Source organism: Salinicoccus kekensis (assembly GCF_900220995.1).
Lineage (GTDB): Bacteria > Bacillota > Bacilli > Staphylococcales > Salinicoccaceae > Lacicoccus > Lacicoccus kekensis.
In genome coordinates this window covers 62,126-85,343 of record NZ_OBQF01000006.1, presented here as the reverse complement: position 1 = coordinate 85,343, position 23,218 = coordinate 62,126, and the positions used below count along the sequence as shown (strand labels likewise).

The following is a 23,218-nucleotide window of genomic DNA, read 5'->3' as shown; positions in this document are numbered from 1 at the left end:
TTGTGATATTGCCGTCTGTATGCTTTAGTTCGGGTTATTAATCATGTAAAATGAAATAAGACTAAGAAAACAGGATGTGGAGCCATTGAAGAATTTGATCATTCTCACAGGTATGAGCGGATCCGGGAAATCCGTCGCGCTGGAAGCACTGGAAGATATGGATATCTTCTGCATCGATAATCTGCCGCCGATACTGATTCCGAAAATAGTCGAGCTGATGGAGACGACCGAAGGCAGGATGGACAACGTCGGACTCGGCATCGACCTCCGGGGCAAGGAATTATTCGATACACTCGTATCCGAACTTGAAAAAGTGCAGGATAACCCGCACATCAACCTTAAAATCATCTTCCTCGATACGACGAACGAAAAACTTGTCGCACGCTACAAAGAGACGAGGCGTTCCCACCCGCTGGATCACGGCATGAACGTGCTGCAGGCGATCCAAAAAGAGCGGGAACTGCTCGATGAACTGAAATACAGGGCGGGCACAATCATCGATACGACCGAATTGAAGCCGAAGGAGCTGCGTGCCAGGATGTTTGAGGAAATCACCGGCGACGGGGATGGCGGCTTCAGCGTCAATATACTGAGTTTCGGTTTCAAGCACGGCGTGCCGATAGATGCAGACCTCATGTTCGATGTGCGCTTCCTCCCGAACCCGCATTATGTGGATGCGCTCCAGCCCTACACAGGGCTTGACGAGCCGGTCTATAACTATGTGATGGGCTTCAAGGAAACCAATATATTCTATACGAAACTGCTGGATATGATCCGTTACCTCCTCCCGCAGTATTTAAGGGAAGGGAAATCACAACTGGTCATCGGCATCGGCTGTACAGGCGGCCAGCATCGTTCTGTCGCGCTAGCGGAACGGCTGGCAGATGAGCTCCGGGAATACTATGATTTCAAAATAGTGACCGAACACCGGGATGCTCTGATTGAAGGCGTCAGAAATGAACAAAATTAGGGTCACACTGGTCGGCGGCGGCACCGGATTGAGTGTTTTAGCGCGTGGTTTGAGGCAGTATCCGGTGGAAGTTTCAGCAATCGTCTCCGTTGCTGATGACGGTGGCTCCACAGGCATCATACGCGACCAGATCGATATGCCGGCACCGGGTGACATACGGAACGTGATGTCCGCCTTATCCGATGTGGAATCGAAGCTTGAGAGCCTGTTCAATTACAGATTCAAGAAAAATGAAATCAGCGGCCATGCCCTGGGGAACCTGATGCTTGCGGCCATGTACGATATGACGGGAGACTTTGCGCTCGCTGTCGAAGAGCTCAGCGTCATCCTCAACGTGCGCGGCACGGTCATCCCATCGACCAATTTCAGCCCAAAGCTCGCCGCCCGCATGCAGGATGACTCAATCATCATCGGTGAGAGCTACATACCGAAAGTCCACCAGCAGATTTCGGAAGTGTTCCTGCTGCCGAAAGACACGATCGCGACCCCCGAGGCCGTCCAGGCAATCGAAGAAGCGGACATCATCGTCCTCGGGCCCGGCAGCCTCTACACGAGCATCATCCCGAACCTGCTCCCTTCAGGGATGAAGGAGGCCCTCATCAGTTCCGAATGCACAAAAGTCTATGTGTCCAACATCATGACCCAGGTGGGCGAAACGATCGGTTACACGGCTTCCGACCATCTACAGGCGATCAACAGGCACATGGGCAAAAATATCTTCGATTACATCATCCAGAATGAAAGGAACATCACCTCCGACGTATCCGACTACTACAAGGAGAACGGGATGTCCGTCGTGACGAGTGATCAGAAGGAACTTGAGGAAATGGGCGTCTCCGTCCTCACCCATGAAAATCTCGTGAGTGTCGATTCCGACGGGGCGGTCAGGCATAACAACGATGTGATCGCAGAAATGATTTACGATATTGCACTGAGGGAGATCGGCACACTGCAGTATCGCGCGAATAAAGATCAAAGTTAGGGTTGATGAAATGTCATTTGCATCAGATATGAAAAATGAACTTACACGTGTTGATGTGGATACATGCTGCAAGAAGAGTGAATTATCCGCGCTGATCAAGATGAACGGCGCGCTCAGCTTTTTCGACGGCGACTGGATCATCAACGTACAGACCGAAAATGCGGCGATTGCACGCCGCATATTCTCACTCATCAAAAAAGTGTACGGTGTGGATATAGAGCTGCTCGTCCGCAAAAAGATGAAGCTGAAGAAGAACAACGTCTATATCAGCAGGGTGAAAAAGGATGCACATAAGGTCCTCGAAGATTTGAACATCATCGAAGACGGCATGATCATCCATACGATCGATGAGGATATCAAGAAGAAGGAATGCTGCATCCGAAGCTATTTGAGGGGGGCATTCCTCGCCGGCGGCTCGGTGAACAACCCGGAAACCTCCGCCTATCACCTGGAAATCGCCTCGCTCTATGAAGATCATGCCATCGCCCTGACCGAACTGATGAACGGCTACGATCTGAATGCAAAATATATAGAACGTAAACGCGGCTACATCACTTATTTGAAGGGTGCCGAAAAAATCGCGGAATTCCTGAGCCTGATCGGCGGTTATCAGGCACTTTTGAAGTTCGAAGATGTCCGCATCGTCCGTGATATGAGGAACTCCGTGAACAGGCTGGTCAACTGCGAGACGGCAAATCTCAACAAGACCATCAGTGCCGCGATGCGCCAGGTGGAGAACATCCATCTGATCGACGATGAGATCGGCATCGATGAACTGCCGGAAAGACTGCAGGAAATCGCAAGATTGAGGGTCGAGCATCAGGATGTCTCCTTGAAGGAGCTCGGTGAGATGATGTCATCGGGCGCGATTTCAAAGTCCGGCGTCAATCACAGGCTGAGGAAGCTCGACAACATCGCAGAGAAGATAAGAAGCGGCGAGACAATAGATTTCAAATAGCTCATGGTTTTTATTTTCCCGGAATGATGATTCATCCGGGATTTTAATTTTGACACCGGATGGTCATATTTGGGAGGAAATATTTACGGGAGGCATACCATTTGAATTGAAATGGAATGCTCCTGTGGTAAAATGACGGACGATAACGATTTGGAAGGTAGGAAACAATAATGAAGAAATGGTTGATGATGATAACGGCTGCGGCCACGATGACACTTGTCGCTGCATGCGGCGATGACAACGCAGAAGAAGCACAGGAAGAGACTGCAGAGGAAGGGCACGCAGGCGGAGAGGCGGAAGAGATGCCTGAACCGGATCTTGAAGATGTGCCGGATGTCGTTGCTGAAGTGGAAGGCGAGGAGATCACGAAGGATGAGTTTGAGCAGGTGTATACTGCCCAGTTCCAGCAGGCTGCGATGATGCAGCAGATGACGGGTGAGGAAATCGATGAGGATGCTTTGAAGGAGCAGGTTGCGGAAGGTCTCGTTTCTGAGAAGCTGCTTGCGATGGAAGCGGACAACCGTGATATGGAAGCATCCGAAGAAGATGTGGACCAGCTCCTCAGCCAGCTCACTGAAATGAACGGCATGGAATCGGAAGATGAATTCATCAGCGCCATGGAAGAAGGCGGCATGAGTGAAGAGGAACTTAGGAATGAGCTTGCAAACCAGGTTAAGGTGCAGCAGCTGATTTCCGAGGAATCCGGCGACACTGAACCGACCGAGGAAGAGATGCAGGAAGTTTATGACGAGCAGATCGCGGCACGTGAAGATGCCGGGGAAGACTCCGAGACGCCTGAATTCGAAGATGTGAAGCCGCAGATCGAACAGCAGCTTTCCAGGGAGAAAGAAGTCCAGGCTGCACAGGATCTCGCAGACGAACTGCGTGAAGAAGCAGATGTGACGATCCATATTTAATTGCTGATTGTCTGAGTGTGACAGGAGCGGGTGATTTTCCCGGGTTTCGTGTCACGGACGGTCTGAATATGACACGAGCGGGGACTTTTCCCGGGTTTCGTGTCACGAACGGCCTGAATATGACACGAGCAGGGACTTTTCCCGGGTTTCATGTCACGAACGGCCTGAATATGACACGAACAGGGATTTTTCCCGGGTTTCGTGTCACGGACGGCCTGAATATGACACGAACGGGGACTTTTCCCGGGTTTCGTGTCACGGACGGCCTGATTGTGACACGAGCGGGGACTTTACCTGACTTTCGTGTCACGAAACAAAATAAAACCCGCCGGACTCATCAAAAGAGTCCCGGCGGGTTTTTCTCATTCTCCGTATATTTCATCAAGGGCGACATCAAGGCTCGGATAGTTGAATTTGAACTCCTGGGCGAGCAGCTTTTGAGGGATGACTTTCTGCCCCTTGACGAGCATTATCGACTGGTCGCCTAAAACTTTCTCGAAGATGAACCCCGGCATATTCACAAAAGTCGGCCTGCCGAGCGCCATGCCGAGATACTTGGCGAAGTGTGCCTGCCTGAGCGGCGAGGGGGCGGTCATATTGACCGGGCCTGAAAGCTCCGTATCCGCCATCGCAAAAAGCAGTGCGTTAACGAGGTCCTCCACATGGATCCAGCTGTAGTACTGGTCACCTGACCCGATTTTGCCCCCCGCCCCGAATTTGAACGGCAGCGCCATCATCGGCAGCACGCCGTCGTCTTTATCGAGTACCAGGCCGAACCTGCCGAGGACGACCCGCGTCCCGAGAGCCTCAAATCTGAGCGCCTGATTTTCCCAAGCGGTCACGACCGACGACAGGAAATTCGAAGGGCTGAATGCGTCGTCTTCGGTATAGCTCACGGTTTCGCTCGTCGGGTAATAGCCGACGGCACTCGCATTGATCAGGACGCCGGGTTTTATTTCCGCCTGCTCAGCCCAATTGTAAAGGAGTGTCGTGACATTGATCCGTGAATCAAGGATCGCTTCCTTATGGCTGTCGGTCCACATCTTGCTCAGCGACGCGCCTGCAAAATTATAGACGGCATCGATATTCATGGGCAGTGATTCCGCAAAGCTCAGATCAGATACATTATCCGGGTCGTATTTGATGTAATGGATGAAAGGATGGTCGCTTGTGTGCTCCCCGCGGCTTAATATATAAACGTGGTGCCTGTCCTCCACCAGTGCATCGCGCACATGGGAGCCGACCAGGCCCGTGCCTCCAGTCATTAATATGTTCATTGATGGGGTGCCTCCTTAAAATCGTATAGTTTCTAGTCTCATACCCGAAAAGATGACAAAATAAAAGTGCCACATGTCAAAATGACATATGGCACCAATATTATCCCTGGAGCTTTTCAGGTTCCATCACTTCGTCGATCAGGCCGTACTCTTTCGCTTCTTCTGCTGACATGAAGAAGTCGCGGTCCGTATCCTGTTCGATTTTGTCCAGTGACTGGCCTGTTCTCTCAGCGAGGATCTTGTTCAATTTTTCGCGGGTTTTCAGGATGTGCTTGGCGGCAATTTCAATTTCAGTCGCCTGACCCTGTGCACCGCCGAGTGGCTGGTGGATCATCACTTCAGCGTTCGGCAATGCAAAGCGCTTGCCTTTCGCACCTGCTGCGAGCAGGAATGAGCCCATGGAAGCAGCCATGCCGAGGCAGATCGTCTGGACATCCGGCTTGATGTGCTGGATCGTATCATAGATCGCCATTCCGGCCGTGACACTGCCGCCAGGTGAGTTGATATAAAGATAAATGTCTTTTTCAGGGTCCTGTGCCTGCAGGAATAAAAGCTGGCTCACCACCGAGTTCGCGACGTTGTCGTCGATGCCTGTTCCAATCATGATGATTCTATCTTTTAATAATCTACTATAAATGTCATAAGCACGTTCTCCGCGATTTGTCTGTTCAATCACTGTAGGTATTAAGTTCATGTTTTTCCCTCCGTGTTTTGTATAATATTAATGCTGATTTATTTATATCATATTAGTCAAATAAGGTCAAAAGATAAAACCGGCTTTTCATTTCTAAAATGTATGCTATAATGGTTATGGTCTGAAATACATAACGGCTTGAATATTGATCGGGCCCCCATGGTGTAATGGATAACACGTAAGATTCCGGTTCTTGAGATAGGAGTTCGATTCTCTTTGGGGGCGCTGCGTAAAGTCTTTGGACAAATGATCCAGCCATAATCCTCAAGGGTTATGGCTGTTTTTTTATTTCTTTTGGATGCTTCATGCATACAACGTACCAGAGTAGTGTAATTTTTACAATAAAAATCAATCGCTTCAAATCATCCGGCATCCAATGTATACTTGTGACTGAAAATGATCCCTGGTGCCGATTTTTATTCACTGTGAAAAGCAGGTGATGAATGTGCTGAATGATATGGAAATTATCGACGAACCCAATGATGACCTGAAGGAAAGTTATGTGCGGGATGTCTTCTTTGTAGCTTTGAACTGCGGGAAGCTGCTCCTTGAGAGCGGTGCGGAGACATACCGCATCGAAGATACGATGATGCGCATATCCAACAGCTACGGCATCAGCAATCCCCAGGTGTTCGTCACACCGACCGTCATCATCTTCTCCATGAACGAGCATGCATTGACGCAGACGGTGCGGATTGATGAACGTGCCAACGACCTCGGCATGGTGGATGTGATCAATAACTTATCCCGCGATATTTCCGCCGGCATGCCGCTTAAATCGGCGATCAGGAAAATTGAGAGGATCCATGAATCACTCGTATTCCCCCTGTGGCTGATGGTGCTGACCGGCGGGATGGTCGGCTTCATGTTCCTCCTGCTGTTCGACGGTGCGCTCATTGATCTGCCGGCGGCGGCGTTCGGCGGTGCGCTCGGCGTATTCATAATGGAGGGGATCCTCCGTTTCACGAAGGTCAAATTCTTCACGGAATTCTTCGCGTCGCTGTTCATCGCGCTCACCGCTCTTCTCTACGTTACATACGGGCCGGGTGCCAACATGGACACCATCATCATCGCTTCAGTGATGCCGCTTGTGCCCGGTGTCCTGATCACGAATGCGATACGTGAGATGATCCGGGGCCATCTGCTCGCCGGCATCATGAAAGGTGCGGAAGCGACTTTGACTGCATTTGCGATCGGCGCAGGGGTTGCGCTCGTGTTCATGATCATTTAAGGAGGCGGTTGGATGGCGGTGTTCGTTTATCAGTTTATTTTAAGCTTTTTCGCCTCCATGGGTTTCGGCATACTCTTCAATGCACCGAGGCGGGCGCTCATCAGCTGTGGGCTGACCGGTGCTGCGGGATGGCTTGTATATTTCACTTTCATGGATATGGGCGTGACACAGATCGTCTCGAGCTTTGCGGGCGGCATCGTGCTGACTGCAGTGTCAATCTATAATGCGAGGTATTTGAAGATGCCGCTCGTCATCTTCATCACATGCGGGATCATCCCGCTCGTCCCGGGCGGAATCGCCTACCAGGCGATGCGTAACGTGGTGCTTGAAAACTATCAGCTGGCGATTTCATACGGGATTGAAGCAGCACTCATTGCCAGTGCGATCGCACTCGGCATCATCACATCGGAGATGTTCCATTCGCTGGTAAATACGATTTTATCAAAATTAAAGACAGGTGAGTAATTGTGTTGAAGTTGGATTATTATATGAGGGAACGGTGCGGATTATGCGACGAAGGTCTGCTGCAGATCAAAGTTGCGTTATCGGAGCTCAGGGAGATGGATGTCAGGATCAATAAGATCGACATCGACCATGATGATGCACTGCAGGAAGAGTACATGGTGAGGGTCCCGGTGCTGAAGCATGATTCCGAAGTCATCCAGGAGGGCATCCTCGATTTCGTCCAGATCTATGATTATATAAAAGCCATTAAGGGTAAGTGAATAGCGGATACAAAAAGATTGCATTGTTATATATAATTTTGATATATTAATGATGCAATTTTTTTGTCCCTGGTGGGACGGTTTTTGTCTCACTATAGCGAAAGGTGGATAATGATATGTGGCAGAGACTCATTGACATCCAGAAAAGCGTAGTTCCCGATATTTTATCTCACATGTTGAAACGCCTTGATATTTTAGGTTACATCGGAGCAGAACAGCCGATCGGCAGAAGGACGCTGTCGAAGCAGCTGGGTATGACGGAAAGGGTGCTGCGCAGGGAAGTCGAGGAACTGGCGGCACTGAACCTGATCAAAGTGGATGCCAAAGGCATCTCTTTGTCGGGCAGCGGCAGGGAAGTGCTGCGTGAAGTGGAGCCTTTCCTCACGCTGATTGAAAGCCGCAACGACCTCGCCGGCCAGCTGAAGGATCGATATTCTCTGAAAGACATCATCGTCGTCCGCGGTGATGCGGAGGAGAACCCCTTCGTCAAGGAGGAGCTCGCCAAACTCACGGCTGAACAATTGACGGAGCAGCTGTTTCCGGGTGCGGTGGTGTCCGTTGCAGGCGGATCCACGATGGCGCTCGTCAGCAAGTTCTTAAGGCCGAAACACGAAGACCTGCTGTTCATCCCTGCAAGGGGCGGCCTCGGTGAAGAGGTCGCCTACCAGTCGAATTCCATCGTCGGGTATCTGGCGGAAGCGACGGAAGGGCAGCACAGGATGTTATACGCACCGGACAGCATCAGCGAAGCTTCACTGCAGTCGCTGAAGGCAGAGCCGATGGTGAGCGAGATCATCGAACTGAATGAACGCTCGTCATTCGTCATCCATGGCATCGGCGATGCCTTTGAAATGGCACGGCGCAGGAATGTGGATGAAGCGACCATGCAGAAACTGGCTGAAGGTCAGGCCGTGGGCGAAGCGTTCGGGTTTTATTTCGATGCTGACGGGGAATTGGTCCATAAGGTGACGACCATCGGACTGCAGCTTGAGGACCTTGGAAAAAAAGAGGCCATTTTTGCAGTTGCAGGCGGTGAAAGCAAGAAAGAAGCGGTGAAAGCTTATTTGAAGCTGGCACCGGAAAATACGATATTGATCATTGACGAAGTCATTGCCGGTCATTTACTGGCATAAAAATATAAGGAGGCCATATTTTATGGTTAGAGTAGCAATTAATGGATTTGGAAGAATCGGCAGGCTTGCAGCAAGGGAAATCCAGAATTACGATGATATGGAAGTCGTGGCGGTCAACGACTTGACCGATGATGAATTCCTTGCGCACCTGTTCAAATATGATACGACCCAGGGCCGTTTTGAAGGCGACATCGAAGTGCTCGGAAACGGCTTCAAGATCAACGGCCAGGAAGTGAAGTCGTTCACCGAGGAGGACCCGTCGAACCTGCCTTGGGGCGATCTGGATGTGGATATCGTCCTTGAATGCACCGGCTTCTTCACCGACGAAGAAGGTGCGAGGAAGCACCTTGAAGCCGGGGCGAAGAAAGTGCTGATTTCGGCACCTGGCAAAGGCGATATGAAGACGATCGTGTACGGTGTGAACGAAGACACGCTCGATGGTGATGAGGAAATCGTATCTGCAGCATCATGTACGACGAACTGCCTCGCACCGGTCGTCAAAGTGCTGAATGATGAATTCGGCATCGAAAAAGGCCTGATGACGACGATCCATGCATACACGGGTGATCAGAACACACTGGATGCACCGCACAGGAAAGGCGACTACCGCCGTGCACGTGCCGCAGCCCAGAACATCGTGCCGAACTCCACAGGGGCGGCCAAAGCGATCGGCCTCGTGCTGCCGGAACTTGAAGGCAAGCTCGACGGCGGCGCACAGCGTGTACCTGTTGCGACAGGCTCACTCACAGAAGTGACGGTATCACTTCAGAAGAATGTCACGGAAGACGAAGTGAACAGCGTGATGAAGAACGCATCGAACCCTTCATTCGGCTATAATGAAGATCCGATCGTCTCTGCCGACATCATCGGCATCAAGGAAGGGTCTTTATTCGATGCGACCCAGACGCGTGTACTCGAAGTCGACGGCAAACAGCTCGTCAGGGCCGTTGCATGGTATGACAATGAAATGTCCTACACTGCACAGCTCGTCCGCACTTTGAACCACATGACGGCAAAATAATTCAATATTATGACGGATGGAGGTATTCCATCCGTTTTTTATTTTTCTGCAGGCTTAAATTGGGTATAATGAAAACAATGAACAATTTAGGAGGCATGTCATGAAGAAGACTGTTGAAGACATTGAAGTGAAAGGCAAGAAGGTGCTGCTCCGTGCGGACCTGAACGTACCGATGGAAGGCGGGGAGATCACGGACGACAACCGTATCGTGCAGGCGCTGCCGACCATCAAATATCTGCTCGGACAGGGCGGCCGGGTCATTTTATTCTCCCACCTTGGGAAAATAAAGACCGAAGAAGATAAAAAAGACAAGACTTTGAAGCCGGTTTCGGAGAAGCTCGGCGAACTGCTGGGACAGACGGTCACATTCATCCCCGAAACGCGCGGGGAGGAACTCGAGCGTGCGGTGGACGGGCTTGCCGACGGTGAGATCCTTTTATTTGAAAACACCCGCTTCGAAGACCTGGACGGCAAAAAGGAATCCGGCAATGATCCGGAGCTCGGCCGTTACTGGGCGGGGCTCGGCGATGTGTTCGTCAATGATGCATTCGGCACGGCCCACCGTGAACATGCTTCAAACGTCGGCATCGCACAAAACATCGAGACGGTCTCCGGCTATCTGATGCAAAAGGAGATCGACTTCATCGGCGGTGCGGTTGATGAGCCAAAAAGTCCTTTCGTTGCGATACTCGGCGGTGCTAAAGTGTCGGATAAGATCGGCGTCATCGAAAATCTGCTCGAGAAGGCGGATAAAGTGCTGATCGGCGGCGGCATGGCCTATACATTCTTCAAGGCGCAGGGCAAGGAGATCGGCACATCCCTGCTTGAGGCGGACAAGGTGGACCTTGCGAAGTCGCTGCTTGATGCCGGCGGGGATAAGATCGTGCTGCCGGTCGATGCGGTCGTCGCGGACAAATTCGCGGAGGACGCGACTCACAGGACGGTCTCCGTCGATGACATCCCTGAGGATATGATGGGGCTTGATGTCGGAAATGAAACGGTCGAGACGTTCAAGTCGCACCTTGACGATGCCAAAACCGTGGTCTGGAACGGACCGATGGGCGTCTTCGAATTTGAAAACTTCGCACACGGCACGATCGGTGTCTGCAAGGCGCTCGCGGGCCTTGAGGATGCAACGACGATCATCGGCGGCGGTGACTCGGCTGCAGCGGCAGCTTCACTCGGCTACGAAGACGACTTTTCACATATATCCACAGGCGGCGGTGCATCGCTCGAATACCTTGAAGGTAAAGAGCTGCCGGGGCTTGCAGCGATCAATGACAAGTAGATCATAGGAGGATTATAATGAGGACACCATTTATTGCAGGAAACTGGAAGATGAACAAGACGATTTCAGAAGGCGAGGAGTTTATCGAAAACCTTGGGAAGCTGCCGGCAAAGGATGAAGTGGAGAGCGCCATATGCGCGCCGTTCATCCATCTGCCGGGGCTGGTCGAGAGGGCACGGGACCTCGAGCTCGGCATCGGTGCGGAAAATGCGCACCATGAAGACAGCGGGGCGTTCACAGGCGAAGTCTCTGCAGCGATGCTCGAAGACCTCGGCGTGGACTACGTCATCATCGGCCACTCGGAACGCAGGGAACACTTCAACGAGACGGATGAGACGGTCAATAAAAAGACCCATGCCGTCTTGGATAAGAACATGATCCCGATCGTCTGCGTCGGTGAATCGGATGCGGAACGCGAGGCGGGAAGGCATGCTTCCGTCGTCGAAGGCCAGGTTGAGCATGCACTGTCTGATATACCGGCGGATGCGGTGAAAAAGGTTGTCATCGCCTATGAGCCGATCTGGGCGATCGGCACAGGCAAATCCGCTACAAGCGGGGATGCGGGCGAAATGTGCGGCGTCATCCGTAAAAAGATTGCATCCCTCTACGGTGATGCGGCGGCGGAAGCCGTGCGCATCCAGTACGGCGGCAGTGTGAAGCCGGAAAACATCGGGGAATATATGGCCGAGGAGCATATCGACGGCGCCCTCGTCGGCGGTGCATCCCTCGCACCGGATGATTTCATGGCGCTCCTGGAAGGTGCAAGGCGATGAGTAAACCGACGGCTTTGATCATACTGGACGGTTTTGCTAACCGGGCCGAAGAGAAGGGCAATGCGGTGAAGGCCGCACATAAACCAAACTTCGACCGTTATTTCAACCGCTACCCGCACAATGAACTGTCCGCGGCCGGCCTGGATGTCGGCCTCCCGGAAGGTCAGATGGGGAATTCCGAAGTCGGGCATCTGAACATCGGTGCCGGCCGCATCGTCTACCAGAGCCTTACGCGGATCAACAAGGCGATTGAGGACGGCGACTTCTTCGAAAACCGGGTGCTGCTTGATGCGATCCGCCATGTGAAGGAGGAAGACAGTGAACTCCATCTGATGGGACTCCTCAGTGACGGCGGCGTTCATTCGCATTACGAGCATTTATTCGCACTGCTGAAACTCGCAAAAGACGAAGGGCTCAAACGCGTCTATGTCCATGCCTTCCTTGACGGCAGGGATGTCGGGCAGAGCTCGGCCCTCGGATTCATAGAGGAGACAGAGCGCCGCTTCAAGGAGATCGGCATCGGCGAATTCGCCACAGTTTCCGGCCGCTACTATGCGATGGACCGCGATAAGCGCTGGGACCGCGGTGAGAAGGCATATCATGCAATCTCGAACGGCCGCGGCCCGGTATATGAAAGTGCTGCGGAAGGCGTGCAGGCAAGCTACGATGAAGAGGTATATGATGAGTTCGTCGCGCCTTTCGTCGTAAAAGGTTACGACGATAAGGAAGGGACGGGCGTGAAGGACAATGATTCCGTCATCTTCTTCAACTTCCGTCCGGACCGGGCGGCCCAGCTTTCTGAAATATATACGAATGAAGATTTCATCGAATTCGAGATGGACCGGAAGTATTCAAACCTGAAATTCGTGACTTTCACCCGGTACAGTGACGATATCGTCGCAGATGTCGTCTTTGAGAAGGAAGACCTCGTGAACACGCTCGGTGAAGTCGTGGCGGACGCGGGAGGCAGACAGCTCCGGACAGCGGAGACTGAAAAATTCCCCCACGTCACTTACTTCTTCAGCGGCGGGCGCCACCGGGAGTTTGAAGGTGAACGGCGTGTGCTCATCGATTCGCCGAAAGTGGCGACCTATGACCTGCAGCCCGAGATGAGCGCTTATGAAGTGCGGGATGCCTGCCTTGAGGAACTCGCCCGGAAAGATCTGGACCTGGTGGTGCTGAACTTTGCGAACCCGGATATGGTCGGCCACAGCGGCAAGTTCGAGCCGACCGTGAAGGCGATCGAGGCGGTGGATGAATGCCTCGGCCCGATCGTGGACGAGATCATCGCCCAGGGCGGTGCCGCCGTCATCACTGCGGACCATGGCAACTCGGATGAGGTGACGACGGTCGATGGCCAGCCGATGACCGCACATACGACCAACCCGGTCCCGATCATCGTGACCAAAGAAGGCGTCGAAGTGAGGAGCGGCGGCATCCTTGCGGACATCGCGCCGACGCTGCTCGACCTCATGGAAATCAGGCAGCCTGAAGAGATGACGGGTGAAAGCCTGATACGGGAGTGACGGATTTTTATTATTGTTGAAATTATTCACTCTTTCTCACATAATGAGAGAGAACAAATACATTTAAGGAGATATCGATATGCCAATAATTACAGATGTTTATGCCCGCGAAGTGATTGACTCCCGCGGAAACCCTACAGTTGAAGTGGAAGTGCTGACTGAAAGCGGTGCATTCGGCCGCGCACTCGTCCCTTCCGGCGCCTCGACAGGTGAATATGAAGCCGTTGAACTGCGTGATGCGGACGATACACGCTACATGGGCAAAGGCGTGGAAAAAGCTGTAGAAAACGTCAATGAAGTGATCGCCGTTGAACTGATCGAAGGAGAGTTCAGCGTGCTGGAGCAGGTCTCCATTGATAAGATGATGATTGCACTTGACGGCACCGGGAACAAAGCCAAGCTCGGGGCGAATGCAATCCTCGGCGTATCCATAGCTGTGGCGAAAGCGGCCGCAGAATTCCTTGGACAACCATTGTATAAATATCTGGGCGGATTCAATGCTGTGCAGCTGCCGGTGCCGATGATGAACATCATCAACGGCGGTGAGCATGCGGACAACAACGTGGATATTCAGGAATTCATGATCATGCCTGTAGGTGCCGAAAGCTTTAAAGAGGGCCTGCGCATGGGTACTGAAATATTCCATAACCTGAAAAAAGTGCTGAGTGAAAAAGGTCTGAACACCGCTGTCGGTGATGAAGGCGGATTTGCACCAAACCTCGGCTCGAATGAGGAGGCACTCTCGACGATCATAGAAGCGATTGAAAAAGCGGGCTACGAGCCGGGTACGGAAATACGCCTCGCAATGGATGCCGCTTCATCTGAATTCTACAATGTGGAAAAAGGTGTTTATGAATTGTCCGGAGAAGGCAAGACCTTCACATCCCAGGAGATGGTCGACTGGTATGCTGAAATGGTCGATAAATACCCGATCATTTCCATTGAAGACGGACTGGATGAGAACGACTGGGACGGCCACAAGCTGCTGACCGACCGCCTCGGCGACCGGGTGCAGCTCGTCGGGGACGACCTGTTCGTGACGAACACCGAGAAACTCGCACGCGGCATCGAAGAAGGCGTCGGCAACTCCATCCTGATCAAAGTGAACCAGATCGGTACATTGACCGAAACGTTCGAAGCCATTGAAATGGCGAAGCGTGCAGGATACACATCCGTCATCTCCCACCGCTCCGGTGAAACGGAAGATACGACGATTGCAGATATCGCAGTTGCGGTGAATGCCGGACAGATCAAGACAGGCGCCCCGTCCCGTACGGACCGCGTCGCCAAATACAACCAGCTGCTCCGCATCGAAGACGAATTATATGAAACAGCCAAATATGACGGCCTAGACTCTTTCTTCAACCTGGAGGAAGTGTAGAATAAAGCCCCCTGCTTCTTGTGAAGCGGGGGGCTTTTTGTGTGGGTGGTGACATGAAATGAGCGTCTCGAGAGCTTTTGTGCGTCCCGATGAGAGGAATTGACACGAAATTACTAGATGGCTAAATTTGGTGTCAATAAAAAATATAAAATGACATGAAACTTCATATTTTAGAAGTATCATGCCAAAGATGACAATAAAATGACACCAAACAGCCGTGGTTGTACATCTCGTGTCATAAAGTGAGAGATATTGGCGTGAAACTCCCAATTAGCCAATCTTCATGTCAGTAATGCATATAAAATGACATGAATCGAGCTAATGATAAGTAGTCATGCCATTAACAAAGTTTGAATGACATGAAAGGGTGTTATTTATATTTTTCATGTCATCTCAAACTAACTTTAAAGAAAATATTTAATACTTTAAGTTTCCAAGGCGCTTTTGTGTCCGTATATAGGAGCTTGAAATCTGATTACCGCTGTACTTTGAAAGTATAAGAGAATTAATAGGCCAATCACTGTTCAATATCCTGAGCTCGTGAATTAATCTCTGGATGACACTCAGCAAATCAAAATCTTCATTACAACTTGGACAGGAGAAGCAGTCTCTCCCCAAACGCTCCAACTCCACATAACAATTCTCACAGAACACACCGCCCCGCAGCTCATCGACCTCGACATTCACCGGCGCATCATACATCGACTTCGTCACCCGGCGCGATTCCAAAAAACCGGCGAGCCTGTCGTAGGAGTATCGATTATCACGCACAACCCGTTCCAGAAATTTGCCGACTGCGCTGTGCACCAGTATGTTCTTCCCGTAAGGCAGGCTGTAGATCGTCTGGGCCGGGCTGATGAGCACCAGACAGCTGTAGACCTCCATTCCGGCACCCGACTTTTTCAAAAGATGGCGGAAGGCATCATTCTGCCTCGACACCTGCTGCATCAGATTCTTGAACTTCTCCCCGTTCGTATACGTCCACACCTCATCACCGTAAATCAAGTCAAAATTATACTTCTTCACTTCGAAAGTGAAGATCCGGTCCCCGGCGATCAGGACATTATCAATCTGCACTTCACTGGAGCTCCGAACAATCTTCCCGTCACCGGCAGCCTGATTGACCGAAAATCTGTAATCCTTCAAATGGATGCAGTTCCGGCCACGGATCACGAACTCGATCATCGCATCCATCTCGCCTTCACCCTCCCACCCGAGCTTCAGATTATCAAGTTCGTTCAGTTCCGCGCCCCCGACGCCTGCCCGGCATTTCATTATCTCAAGCTGTTCCAGCTTCATCGGCTTATGTCTCAACAGGATAACCATCCCCTTCCACCCTCAAATTTAAAATCCATCCAAATTGTTGTCAAAACGCAACAATTCAATATCTGCACACAGAAAATGAAAAACTGTTAAAAGCAGCATACAGATTTCCAAAAACCCGCAGAATTCACCCCCAAAAACACGAAATCTGCCATTTTACAAAAATCCCGGCAACTTGCATTTATACACCGATTTTGTTATGATTCCTAATGTTAATATTTATTGGAGGGACTACCACATGCAAACAGCTTTGATCGTATTGTTGATAATCGTTTGTATATCATTAATTGCAGTGGTATTGCTACAGTCAGGAAAAAGCGCCGGCCTTTCGGGTGCAATCAGTGGCGGGGCAGAGCAATTATTCGGTAAACAGAAGGCACGCGGGATGGATCTCGTGCTGCACAGGGCAACTGTGATTCTATCCATACTATTTTTCTTAATAATGCTTTTACTGACTTACGTCAGCTAATCGAATGAAAAAAGTCGAAAGAAAACCCTCCATACTGCAGGGTTTTCTTTTTCTTTTGTTTGCCCGCACTTTAACGTACAATTGAAGTAACAATCGGAAAGTGGGATATCCATGATGAACGTGAAAATGCCCGGAGAATTTTATTTTGATGAAGGGTCCGAATACGCAGTGCTGCTGCTGCACGGCTTTACAGGCAACACATCGGACGTGCGGCAGCTCGGCCGCCATCTGCAGAAGAAAGGCATCACATCATATTCCTTCAATTATGAAGGCCATGCCGCGCCGCCTGAAAACATACTACAATCTTCACCGCACACATGGTACCGGCAGACACTGGAAGCATACGACTTCCTGAAATCCGAAGGATACGACAAAATCTTCGCAGCAGGCGTCTCCCTCGGCGGCGTATTCGCACTCCTTCTCTCACAGGACCGGGACACCATCGGCACAGCCGCGATATGCAGCCCGATGTTTATGAAATCGCACGATGAGCTATTATTAAGTTATAAGACATATGCCCAAAACTTCAAAAAGCGTTTTGAAAATAAAGACCAGCAGACGATTGATAACGAGTTGGAAGCAAGTCTCGGCGACGCTCATGATACACTGTCCGACATAAACGTGATGATCGACCGGGCCAGGGGATCGCTTGAAGATGTCTTCGATCCGGTATTCACCGCCCAGGGGGCGCTTGATGAGGTTATCGACCCGGAATCGGCGAATGTCATCCATGACGGCATATCGACCGACCCTTCCGAGAAAAGGCTGAAGTTCTATGAAAACTCAGGGCATGTGCTCACAATAGATGAAGATAAAAAAGAACTGTTCGATGATATATATGGATTTATGGAAGAGATAATATAATGGAGGTATTCTCATGAGTAACTACAGGGAAATGATTTTGGACATCATAAACAAAGAAGAGTACAAACCGGTGACGATCGATCACTTTATACAAGCACTGGATGCCCATGATTCAGAGGACTTCAAAGAAGTGGTCAAAGTGATGGTTGCTCTTGAGGAAGAAGGCATCGTCGTACGCACCAAAAAGGACAAGTATATGAAGGTGACCGAGACGAACCTCGTCAAAGGGAAGCTCTCCATGCATAAGCGGGGGTTTGGCTTCCTGCGGCCTGAAGAGGAGGAGGTGGATGATGTCTTCATCCCGCCGACTGCGGTCAACGGTGCGCTTGATGGAGATACTGTGCTCGTGGAAGTTGCGGCCGACTCTTCCGGCGAGAAGGTGGAAGGGAATGTTACAAGCATCCTGACGCGGGGCATCACGAAGGTCGTCGGCGAGTATGTGGACAACAAGTCGTTCGGCTTCGTCCTGCCGGATTCCAAAACGTTCAAGACGGATGTTTTCATTCCCAAGGGCCAGCATCTCGGTGCGGTGGACGGCCATAAAGTGCTTGTTGAAATCACCAATTACCCGGAAGGGAAAAACGACAACCCGGAAGGCCATGTCATCCAGATCCTCGGGCACAAGAACGACCCGGGCGTCGATATACTCTCAATCATCTACAATCACGGCATCGACATCGAGTTCCCCGACACTGTGCTCAACGAGGCGGAAAATGTGCCTGACAGCATCCAGCCGGGCGAGCTGGAGGGCCGCGAGGACCTGAGACATGAGAACACCATCACGATCGACGGCGCCGATGCGAAGGACCTGGATGACGCGATTGCGGTGAAGCGGCTGGACAACGGCAATTATGAGCTCACCGTGAGCATCGCGGATGTGAGCTACTACATCAAGGAAAATTCGGAGATGGATAAAGAGGCATACGACCGTGCGACGAGTGTCTACCTTGTCGACCGTGTCATCCCGATGATCCCGCACAGATTGTCGAACGGCATCTGTTCCCTGAATCCGGATGTCGACCGCCTGACGATGAGCTGCCGCATGGAAGTGGACGATGACGGTAATGTGGTCAACCATGACATCTTCCCGAGTGTGATTCACTCGAACCGCCGCATGACTTATGAAGCGGTGAACAAGATGCTGGAAGATGAAGATCAGGCATTGATTTCCGAGTACGGTGACGTATATCCGATGATCAAAGACGCCGGCGACCTTGCGGCGATCCTCCGGAAGAAAAGGGACCGCCGCGGCGCAATCGACTTCGACTTCAAGGAGGCCCAGGTCCTTGTCGGCCCGGACGGCGTCCCTGAAGACGTGGTCATACGCGAGCGCGGCACGGGTGAGAAGCTGATAGAGGAATTCATGCTGCTGGCCAATGAAACGGTGGCGGAGCATTTCCACTGGATGGATGTGCCGTTCCTTTACCGTATTCACGAAGACCCGAAAGAGGAGAAGCTCAAGAAGTTCTTCGATTTCATTTCAACCTTCGGCATAGTGGTGAAGGGGAAAGGCAGCGAGATCCACCCGAATGCGCTCCAGGATATTTTAGAGGAGATCGAAGGCCGGCCGGAGGAGCTGGTCATCAGCACGCTGATGCTGCGTTCGATGCAGCAGGCGAAGTATTCGCCGGAAAGCCTCGGGCACTTCGGACTGTCGACGGAGTTCTATACACACTTCACCTCACCGATACGACGCTACCCGGATCTGATCGTCCACAGGCTGATCCGCAAGTACCTGATTGAAGGCAGGACGGATCACAAGACGGTCAACAAAGTCAATTCATGGCTGCCGGAAGCGGCTGAACATACTTCAGAAAGAGAGCGCCGCGCCCAGGATGCCGAGCGCGACACGGATGATTTGAAGAAGGCGGAGTTCATGAAGCAGTACATCGGTGAGACGTTCGAAGGCGTCATCACAGGTGTGATGAACTTCGGAATGTTCGTCGGGCTGCCGAATACGATCGAAGGCCTCGTCCATATGTCGAACATGACGGATGATCACTACCAGTTCCATGAGCGCAGCATGGCGCTCATCGGGGAGCGCACCGGAAAAGTGTTCAGGATCGGGGACCCGGTGGAGATAGAAGTGATGGATGTGAACATTCCGGAAAGACTGATCGACTTCAGGGTCATCGGCATGCCGGAGAGACAGAAAGCAGAAAGACGTTCAAGACCGGTGGAGATCCGAGCGAAAAATAAACCTTCCGATAACAAGAAGAAGGGTGATAAAAGGGGCGGGAAGAAGCCTTTCTATAAAGCACCGGCCAAAAAAGGACAAAGGAAGAAGTAGTGCATTATGAAAAAAGGACATACGAAACCACTTGCCCAGAACAGGAAGGCAAGACACGACTATACAATTGAAGAGACAGTGGAAGCCGGCATCGCGCTGAAGGGGACGGAAATCAAGTCGATCAGGCGTGGATCCGCGAACCTCACCGATGCCTATGCCAAGACTTATAAGGGCGAAATGTATGTGTACAACATGCATATCGCCCCGTATGAAGAAGGGAACCGCTTCAACCATGATCCGCTCCGCACACGGAAGCTGCTGCTCCATAAAAAGGAGATCGACAAGCTTGCGGGCCATATCCAGGAGACGGGCAACGCCTTGGTCCCGCTCAAACTCTACATCAAGAACGGCGTCTGCAAAGTGCTGCTCGGCGTGGCGAAAGGTAAGAAGAAATACGACAAGCGTGAGGATTCGAAACGCAGGCAGATGAAGCTCGAAGCGGACCGCGCGATGAAGGACCGCATGAGGTAGGGCCGTGAGCATACGGGGTTGAAATATGCGGGCATTCCTGCTATAATATACTTCACTCGAAAATATCGAGGCTTTTTAATCCGGGGACGTTCCGGATTCGACAGGGGCTGTTTGAGCATTTTAAGCGTGTCGGAGGTTTCGGCTCCGTCATAAACGATACTCAGTTTATAATAACTGGCAAACAAAACAATTTCGCAGTAGCTGCCTAAGAGCACTCTGCATCATCCCATGGGTAATCCTGCGGCCCATGACGATGATTCAACCTTAGCAGGATACGCACTGGGTCTGCCGTCTTAAGACCCAATGCGGAAACCAATAAGACTAGCATGGATTTGAAGGTCTGTTCATTACCTTGATCCATGCGAAACTGAAAAATGAACTACACACGTAGAAAGAAATGTGTCAAAGTCTCTGGACGCGGGTTCAACTCCCGCCGTCTCCATATAATAGGCTCACACCCTTGTGGTTGAGCCTTTTTTATTTGCCTCGACCACCATATGACCACTACCACTCAAAACCACTTGAACATGATTTTCAGCCATTTTATAATAAATGTGAATTCTATTTCTAAATATAGAAATGTAATGTAGATTAGAATGAACAAATCATTTTTTCGTAATTACTTATACATATGTATTGAACTTAGTCTATATTGCAGACTATTTTGGTATAATTGGAATTATTATACTTAGGAGGCTGATTGGGAATATGAATGAATTACTGTCAAATCCCTTTGTTATTGCATTAATCAGTACCTTATTAGTTTCAGGCCTTTTTTATATACTTGAATATTTTATTACGAAGTATAGAAATAAAAGTAATGTCAATAAAGCAAACGATATGGTTATTTCTAAAGTTATTACATATATGTTTTCTCATAAAGAGTTTAATGATTTTATTTTAGAAAGTGTTATTGAAGGTGTTTCGAAGACGCTAGAGGTTAAAAAAGACAAGATGCATACAATACATCAATTTAGATCTATTATAATTTTGCGGTTAATAGATAATGTAACGTTTAATAATGAAGAAAAACAAAGTATTGTAGACAGAATCTCAAAAATTAAAGGTAATGAAGAGAGGAATAAAGTTGAAGAAGAACTAATGAAAGAGGCAGAAGATGGAATAGACGACTTTTTAAGAAAAAGGAAGCCTAAGAATAACTCAATTCTTCAAAATAGAAAAGTTATATCATTAGTGATGTTGGTATATTTATATATGGGAATATTTATTATCACACTATATTCTTTTAGAGAGGAATTTTATATTGAAATTGAAAGAATTATGGACTTAGGTTTAGTAACAATAGTTGGCGTGAGTTTTTCTATTATTCTTTTACTTACAATTTTATTATCATTAATCCTTGTTTCCAAACTAAAGAGAAACAACTAATTTTTTATTAAAGAAGAAGTCAATTTCTAGTTACAACTTCACAAATCAAAGTTATTAAGAATAAAAGCATCTGATAGTATAAAAAGGTCTAATGAAAAGGAGGATATAATGAAGAATTTCCCTTCTTCTAAAGATTACAATTATTGGTTAATAGGTATGGTTATTCTAACAATTTATTTTGCAACTAAAAGTTTGGGTGAAAATGAAATATTAATAAACTATATAACCTTTGCTGGGACAATAATTTCTATCTTATTAGCGATAGTTGCTATAATATATTCATATCAACAAACTAATAGAAGTTCTCAAAATTATGCTGACACTAAGAGTCTTTTAAATAGCATTTCTGAAAATGTTAATGGTATTGAAGATTTAAAAGTAGGCGCAGCTAGTAGTAATACAGATATTAAAAATATCAAAGAAAATTTAAATGCTGTTTTATATCGCAATGTTCAATACATAAATTCTAGTGAAAATAGCGTTGAAAAGTTAATAGAATCACAAAAATTAAAAGAAAGTGGTTATCAAGATTTTCATATTACGTTAATACCTAAAATTTATGATTTTGAAAATCCTGTAAAAATCGAGAACAATGAGTATGAACACTATGTAAAACATTATCAAGACATGACTGGGGCTAATCTAGCTATCGCATTTAACATACATGCTAAGGAAAATGGATTTGGATATAGCTTTGACTTGAGTGTCGGGGAAAAAGGCATGACTCCAGATTATTTGAAATTGATATTAGGAAGCTATAAAAGTGAAACATTAAAAGTATTTAATGTATCTAAGTTAATTTATGCTGATGTAAAACTAATAGAATGAGATACTTGTATGATACATAATACAATTTCGTGACTACCCCTTGACTTATCGGTAAATATGCTGTAGTATACTAAGAGTAGTTTAAATTAACAAATTTTAATTTTTTCATTCATCTGAAAAACTCTTAAAAGAAATTAATTTACACGAACAAATATTGAGTGCAAAAGCACTAGGAGGTTTTTTCTATGAATGAAGGAACAGTAAAATGGTTTAACGGCGAAAAAGGCTTTGGTTTCATCACACAGGAGCAGGGTGACGATGTATTCGTACATTTCTCAGCTATCCAGGCTGATGGTTACAAAACTCTTGAAGAAGGTCAAAAAGTGACATTTGAAGTAGAAGAAGGTCAGCGTGGTCCACAGGCGACTAACGTTACACCTGTTTAATCTACAAATCATATAAAACTTGAGGGGACGGCCTGTGGCCGTCCTTTTTGATTAGTTTCAACAAACCCCTTGACATATTAGTCAAGATGGTGTAATATTCTAAGAGTAGTTTAAATTAACAAATTTTAATTTTTTCATTCATCTGAAAAACTCTTAAAAGAAATTAATTTACACGAACAAATATTGAGTGCAAAAGCACTAGGAGGTTTTTTCTATGAATGAAGGAACAGTAAAATGGTTTAACGGCGAAAAAGGCTTTGGTTTCATCACACAGGAGCAGGGTGACGATGTATTCGTACATTTCTCAGCTATCCAGGCTGAC

At 49.0% G+C, this 23,218-nt stretch carries 24 protein-coding genes, 1 tRNA gene and 1 other RNA gene; 23 read left to right on the top strand and 3 right to left on the bottom strand.

What is annotated here, in order from left to right; translation table 11 throughout:
- The first annotated feature begins 85 nt into the window (after window positions 1-85).
- The 4 genes from rapZ to CRN96_RS11270 all read left to right on the top strand — a co-directional run bounded on the left by rapZ (window position 86) and on the right by CRN96_RS11270 (window position 3,827).
- The gene (rapZ, locus tag CRN96_RS11285) at window positions 86-970 is read left to right on the top strand and encodes an RNase adapter RapZ (RefSeq protein WP_281254136.1); all 885 of its coding nucleotides are present in this window, start codon (window positions 86-88) and stop codon (window positions 968-970) included.
- Window positions 957-1,952 (top strand): gluconeogenesis factor YvcK family protein, encoded by a 996-nt coding sequence (locus tag CRN96_RS11280; RefSeq protein ID WP_097042227.1) that lies wholly within the window; start codon window positions 957-959, stop codon window positions 1,950-1,952. Before rapZ ends, CRN96_RS11280 begins: the two co-directional genes overlap by 14 nt.
- Before the next feature lie 10 nt (window positions 1,953-1,962).
- A complete protein-coding gene (gene whiA / locus CRN96_RS11275; RefSeq protein WP_097042225.1) occupies window positions 1,963-2,910 on the top strand; it encodes a DNA-binding protein WhiA in 948 nt (315 codons plus the stop codon).
- A gap of 170 nt (window positions 2,911-3,080) precedes the next feature.
- Entirely contained in the window at window positions 3,081-3,827 is a 747-nt protein-coding gene (locus CRN96_RS11270) for a SurA N-terminal domain-containing protein (protein ID WP_097042223.1), read from the top strand.
- Between the two features lie 362 nt (window positions 3,828-4,189).
- Here CRN96_RS11270 and CRN96_RS11265 read toward each other — a convergent pair whose 3' ends face one another.
- Together CRN96_RS11265 and clpP are read right to left on the bottom strand one after the other, a co-directional pair.
- Window positions 4,190-5,104: a TIGR01777 family oxidoreductase gene (locus CRN96_RS11265; RefSeq protein WP_097042221.1), complete on the bottom strand. Its 915-nt coding sequence runs from the start codon at window positions 5,102-5,104 to the stop codon at window positions 4,190-4,192.
- A gap of 100 nt (window positions 5,105-5,204) precedes the next feature.
- Window positions 5,205-5,798, bottom strand: coding sequence for an ATP-dependent Clp endopeptidase proteolytic subunit ClpP (clpP, locus tag CRN96_RS11260; RefSeq protein WP_097042219.1), 594 nt, complete (start codon window positions 5,796-5,798; stop codon window positions 5,205-5,207).
- A gap of 153 nt (window positions 5,799-5,951) precedes the next feature.
- Here clpP and CRN96_RS11255 point away from each other — a divergent pair.
- From CRN96_RS11255 to eno, 10 genes are all read left to right on the top strand, one after another.
- Window positions 5,952-6,023 (top strand) — tRNA-Arg (locus CRN96_RS11255).
- Between the two features lie 214 nt (window positions 6,024-6,237).
- Window positions 6,238-7,029 (top strand): threonine/serine exporter family protein, encoded by a 792-nt coding sequence (locus CRN96_RS11250; RefSeq protein ID WP_097042217.1) that lies wholly within the window; start codon window positions 6,238-6,240, stop codon window positions 7,027-7,029.
- Window positions 7,030-7,041: 12 nt separating this feature from the next.
- The gene (locus CRN96_RS11245) at window positions 7,042-7,494 is read left to right on the top strand and encodes a threonine/serine exporter family protein (protein ID WP_097042215.1); all 453 of its coding nucleotides are present in this window, start codon (window positions 7,042-7,044) and stop codon (window positions 7,492-7,494) included.
- A gap of 2 nt (window positions 7,495-7,496) precedes the next feature.
- Entirely contained in the window at window positions 7,497-7,754 is a 258-nt protein-coding gene (locus tag CRN96_RS11240) for a glutaredoxin family protein (RefSeq protein WP_097042213.1), read from the top strand.
- A gap of 173 nt (window positions 7,755-7,927) precedes the next feature.
- Entirely contained in the window at window positions 7,928-8,887 is a 960-nt protein-coding gene (locus CRN96_RS11235) for a sugar-binding transcriptional regulator (RefSeq protein WP_245844668.1), read from the top strand.
- Window positions 8,888-8,909: 22 nt separating this feature from the next.
- Window positions 8,910-9,908, top strand: a complete 999-nt coding sequence (gap, locus tag CRN96_RS11230; RefSeq protein ID WP_097042209.1) for a type I glyceraldehyde-3-phosphate dehydrogenase — start codon at window positions 8,910-8,912, stop codon at window positions 9,906-9,908.
- Window positions 9,909-10,008: 100 nt separating this feature from the next.
- A complete protein-coding gene (locus tag CRN96_RS11225) occupies window positions 10,009-11,196 on the top strand; it encodes a phosphoglycerate kinase (RefSeq protein ID WP_097042206.1) in 1,188 nt (395 codons plus the stop codon).
- A 17-nt stretch (window positions 11,197-11,213) separates the two neighbouring features.
- Entirely contained in the window at window positions 11,214-11,969 is a 756-nt protein-coding gene (tpiA, locus tag CRN96_RS11220) for a triose-phosphate isomerase (protein WP_097042203.1), read from the top strand.
- The gene (gene gpmI, locus CRN96_RS11215; RefSeq protein ID WP_097042200.1) at window positions 11,966-13,495 is read left to right on the top strand and encodes a 2,3-bisphosphoglycerate-independent phosphoglycerate mutase; all 1,530 of its coding nucleotides are present in this window, start codon (window positions 11,966-11,968) and stop codon (window positions 13,493-13,495) included. The genes tpiA and gpmI overlap by 4 nt, the downstream gene beginning before the upstream one ends.
- A 79-nt stretch (window positions 13,496-13,574) precedes the next feature.
- Window positions 13,575-14,876, top strand: coding sequence for a phosphopyruvate hydratase (gene eno, locus CRN96_RS11210; protein WP_097042198.1), 1,302 nt, complete (start codon window positions 13,575-13,577; stop codon window positions 14,874-14,876).
- A 417-nt stretch (window positions 14,877-15,293) separates the two neighbouring features.
- On the opposite strand, the gene CRN96_RS11205 is transcribed toward eno, so the two are convergent.
- A complete protein-coding gene (locus CRN96_RS11205; protein WP_179647206.1) occupies window positions 15,294-16,175 on the bottom strand; it encodes a nuclease-related domain-containing protein in 882 nt (293 codons plus the stop codon).
- A 262-nt stretch (window positions 16,176-16,437) separates the two neighbouring features.
- Here CRN96_RS11205 and secG point away from each other — a divergent pair, with 262 nt between their 5' ends.
- The 9 genes from secG to CRN96_RS11160 form a co-directional block, all read left to right on the top strand.
- A complete protein-coding gene (gene secG, locus CRN96_RS11200) occupies window positions 16,438-16,668 on the top strand; it encodes a preprotein translocase subunit SecG (protein WP_097042193.1) in 231 nt (76 codons plus the stop codon).
- Between the two features lie 114 nt (window positions 16,669-16,782).
- Window positions 16,783-17,532 carry an alpha/beta hydrolase gene (locus CRN96_RS11195; RefSeq protein ID WP_097042509.1) on the top strand — a complete coding sequence of 250 codons (750 nt, stop codon included), beginning with the start codon at window positions 16,783-16,785 and terminating at the stop codon, window positions 17,530-17,532.
- 13 nt (window positions 17,533-17,545) lie between these two features.
- Window positions 17,546-19,822 (top strand): ribonuclease R, encoded by a 2,277-nt coding sequence (gene rnr / locus CRN96_RS11190; RefSeq protein ID WP_097042190.1) that lies wholly within the window; start codon window positions 17,546-17,548, stop codon window positions 19,820-19,822.
- Window positions 19,823-19,828: 6 nt separating this feature from the next.
- A complete protein-coding gene (gene smpB, locus CRN96_RS11185; RefSeq protein ID WP_097042188.1) occupies window positions 19,829-20,293 on the top strand; it encodes an SsrA-binding protein SmpB in 465 nt (154 codons plus the stop codon).
- 82 nt (window positions 20,294-20,375) lie between these two features.
- Window positions 20,376-20,738, top strand: a transfer-messenger RNA (tmRNA) gene (ssrA, locus tag CRN96_RS11180).
- A 263-nt stretch (window positions 20,739-21,001) separates the two neighbouring features.
- A complete protein-coding gene (locus CRN96_RS11175) occupies window positions 21,002-21,682 on the top strand; it encodes a hypothetical protein (RefSeq protein ID WP_097042186.1) in 681 nt (226 codons plus the stop codon).
- Window positions 21,683-21,790: 108 nt separating this feature from the next.
- A complete protein-coding gene (locus CRN96_RS11170; protein WP_097042184.1) occupies window positions 21,791-22,510 on the top strand; it encodes a hypothetical protein in 720 nt (239 codons plus the stop codon).
- Between the two features lie 185 nt (window positions 22,511-22,695).
- Window positions 22,696-22,896: a cold-shock protein gene (locus CRN96_RS11165; protein ID WP_072709758.1), complete on the top strand. Its 201-nt coding sequence runs from the start codon at window positions 22,696-22,698 to the stop codon at window positions 22,894-22,896.
- A gap of 214 nt (window positions 22,897-23,110) precedes the next feature.
- Window positions 23,111-23,218, top strand: a 108-nt coding sequence (locus tag CRN96_RS11160) for a cold-shock protein (protein ID WP_143544319.1), incomplete at its 3' end; no start/stop codon positions are given.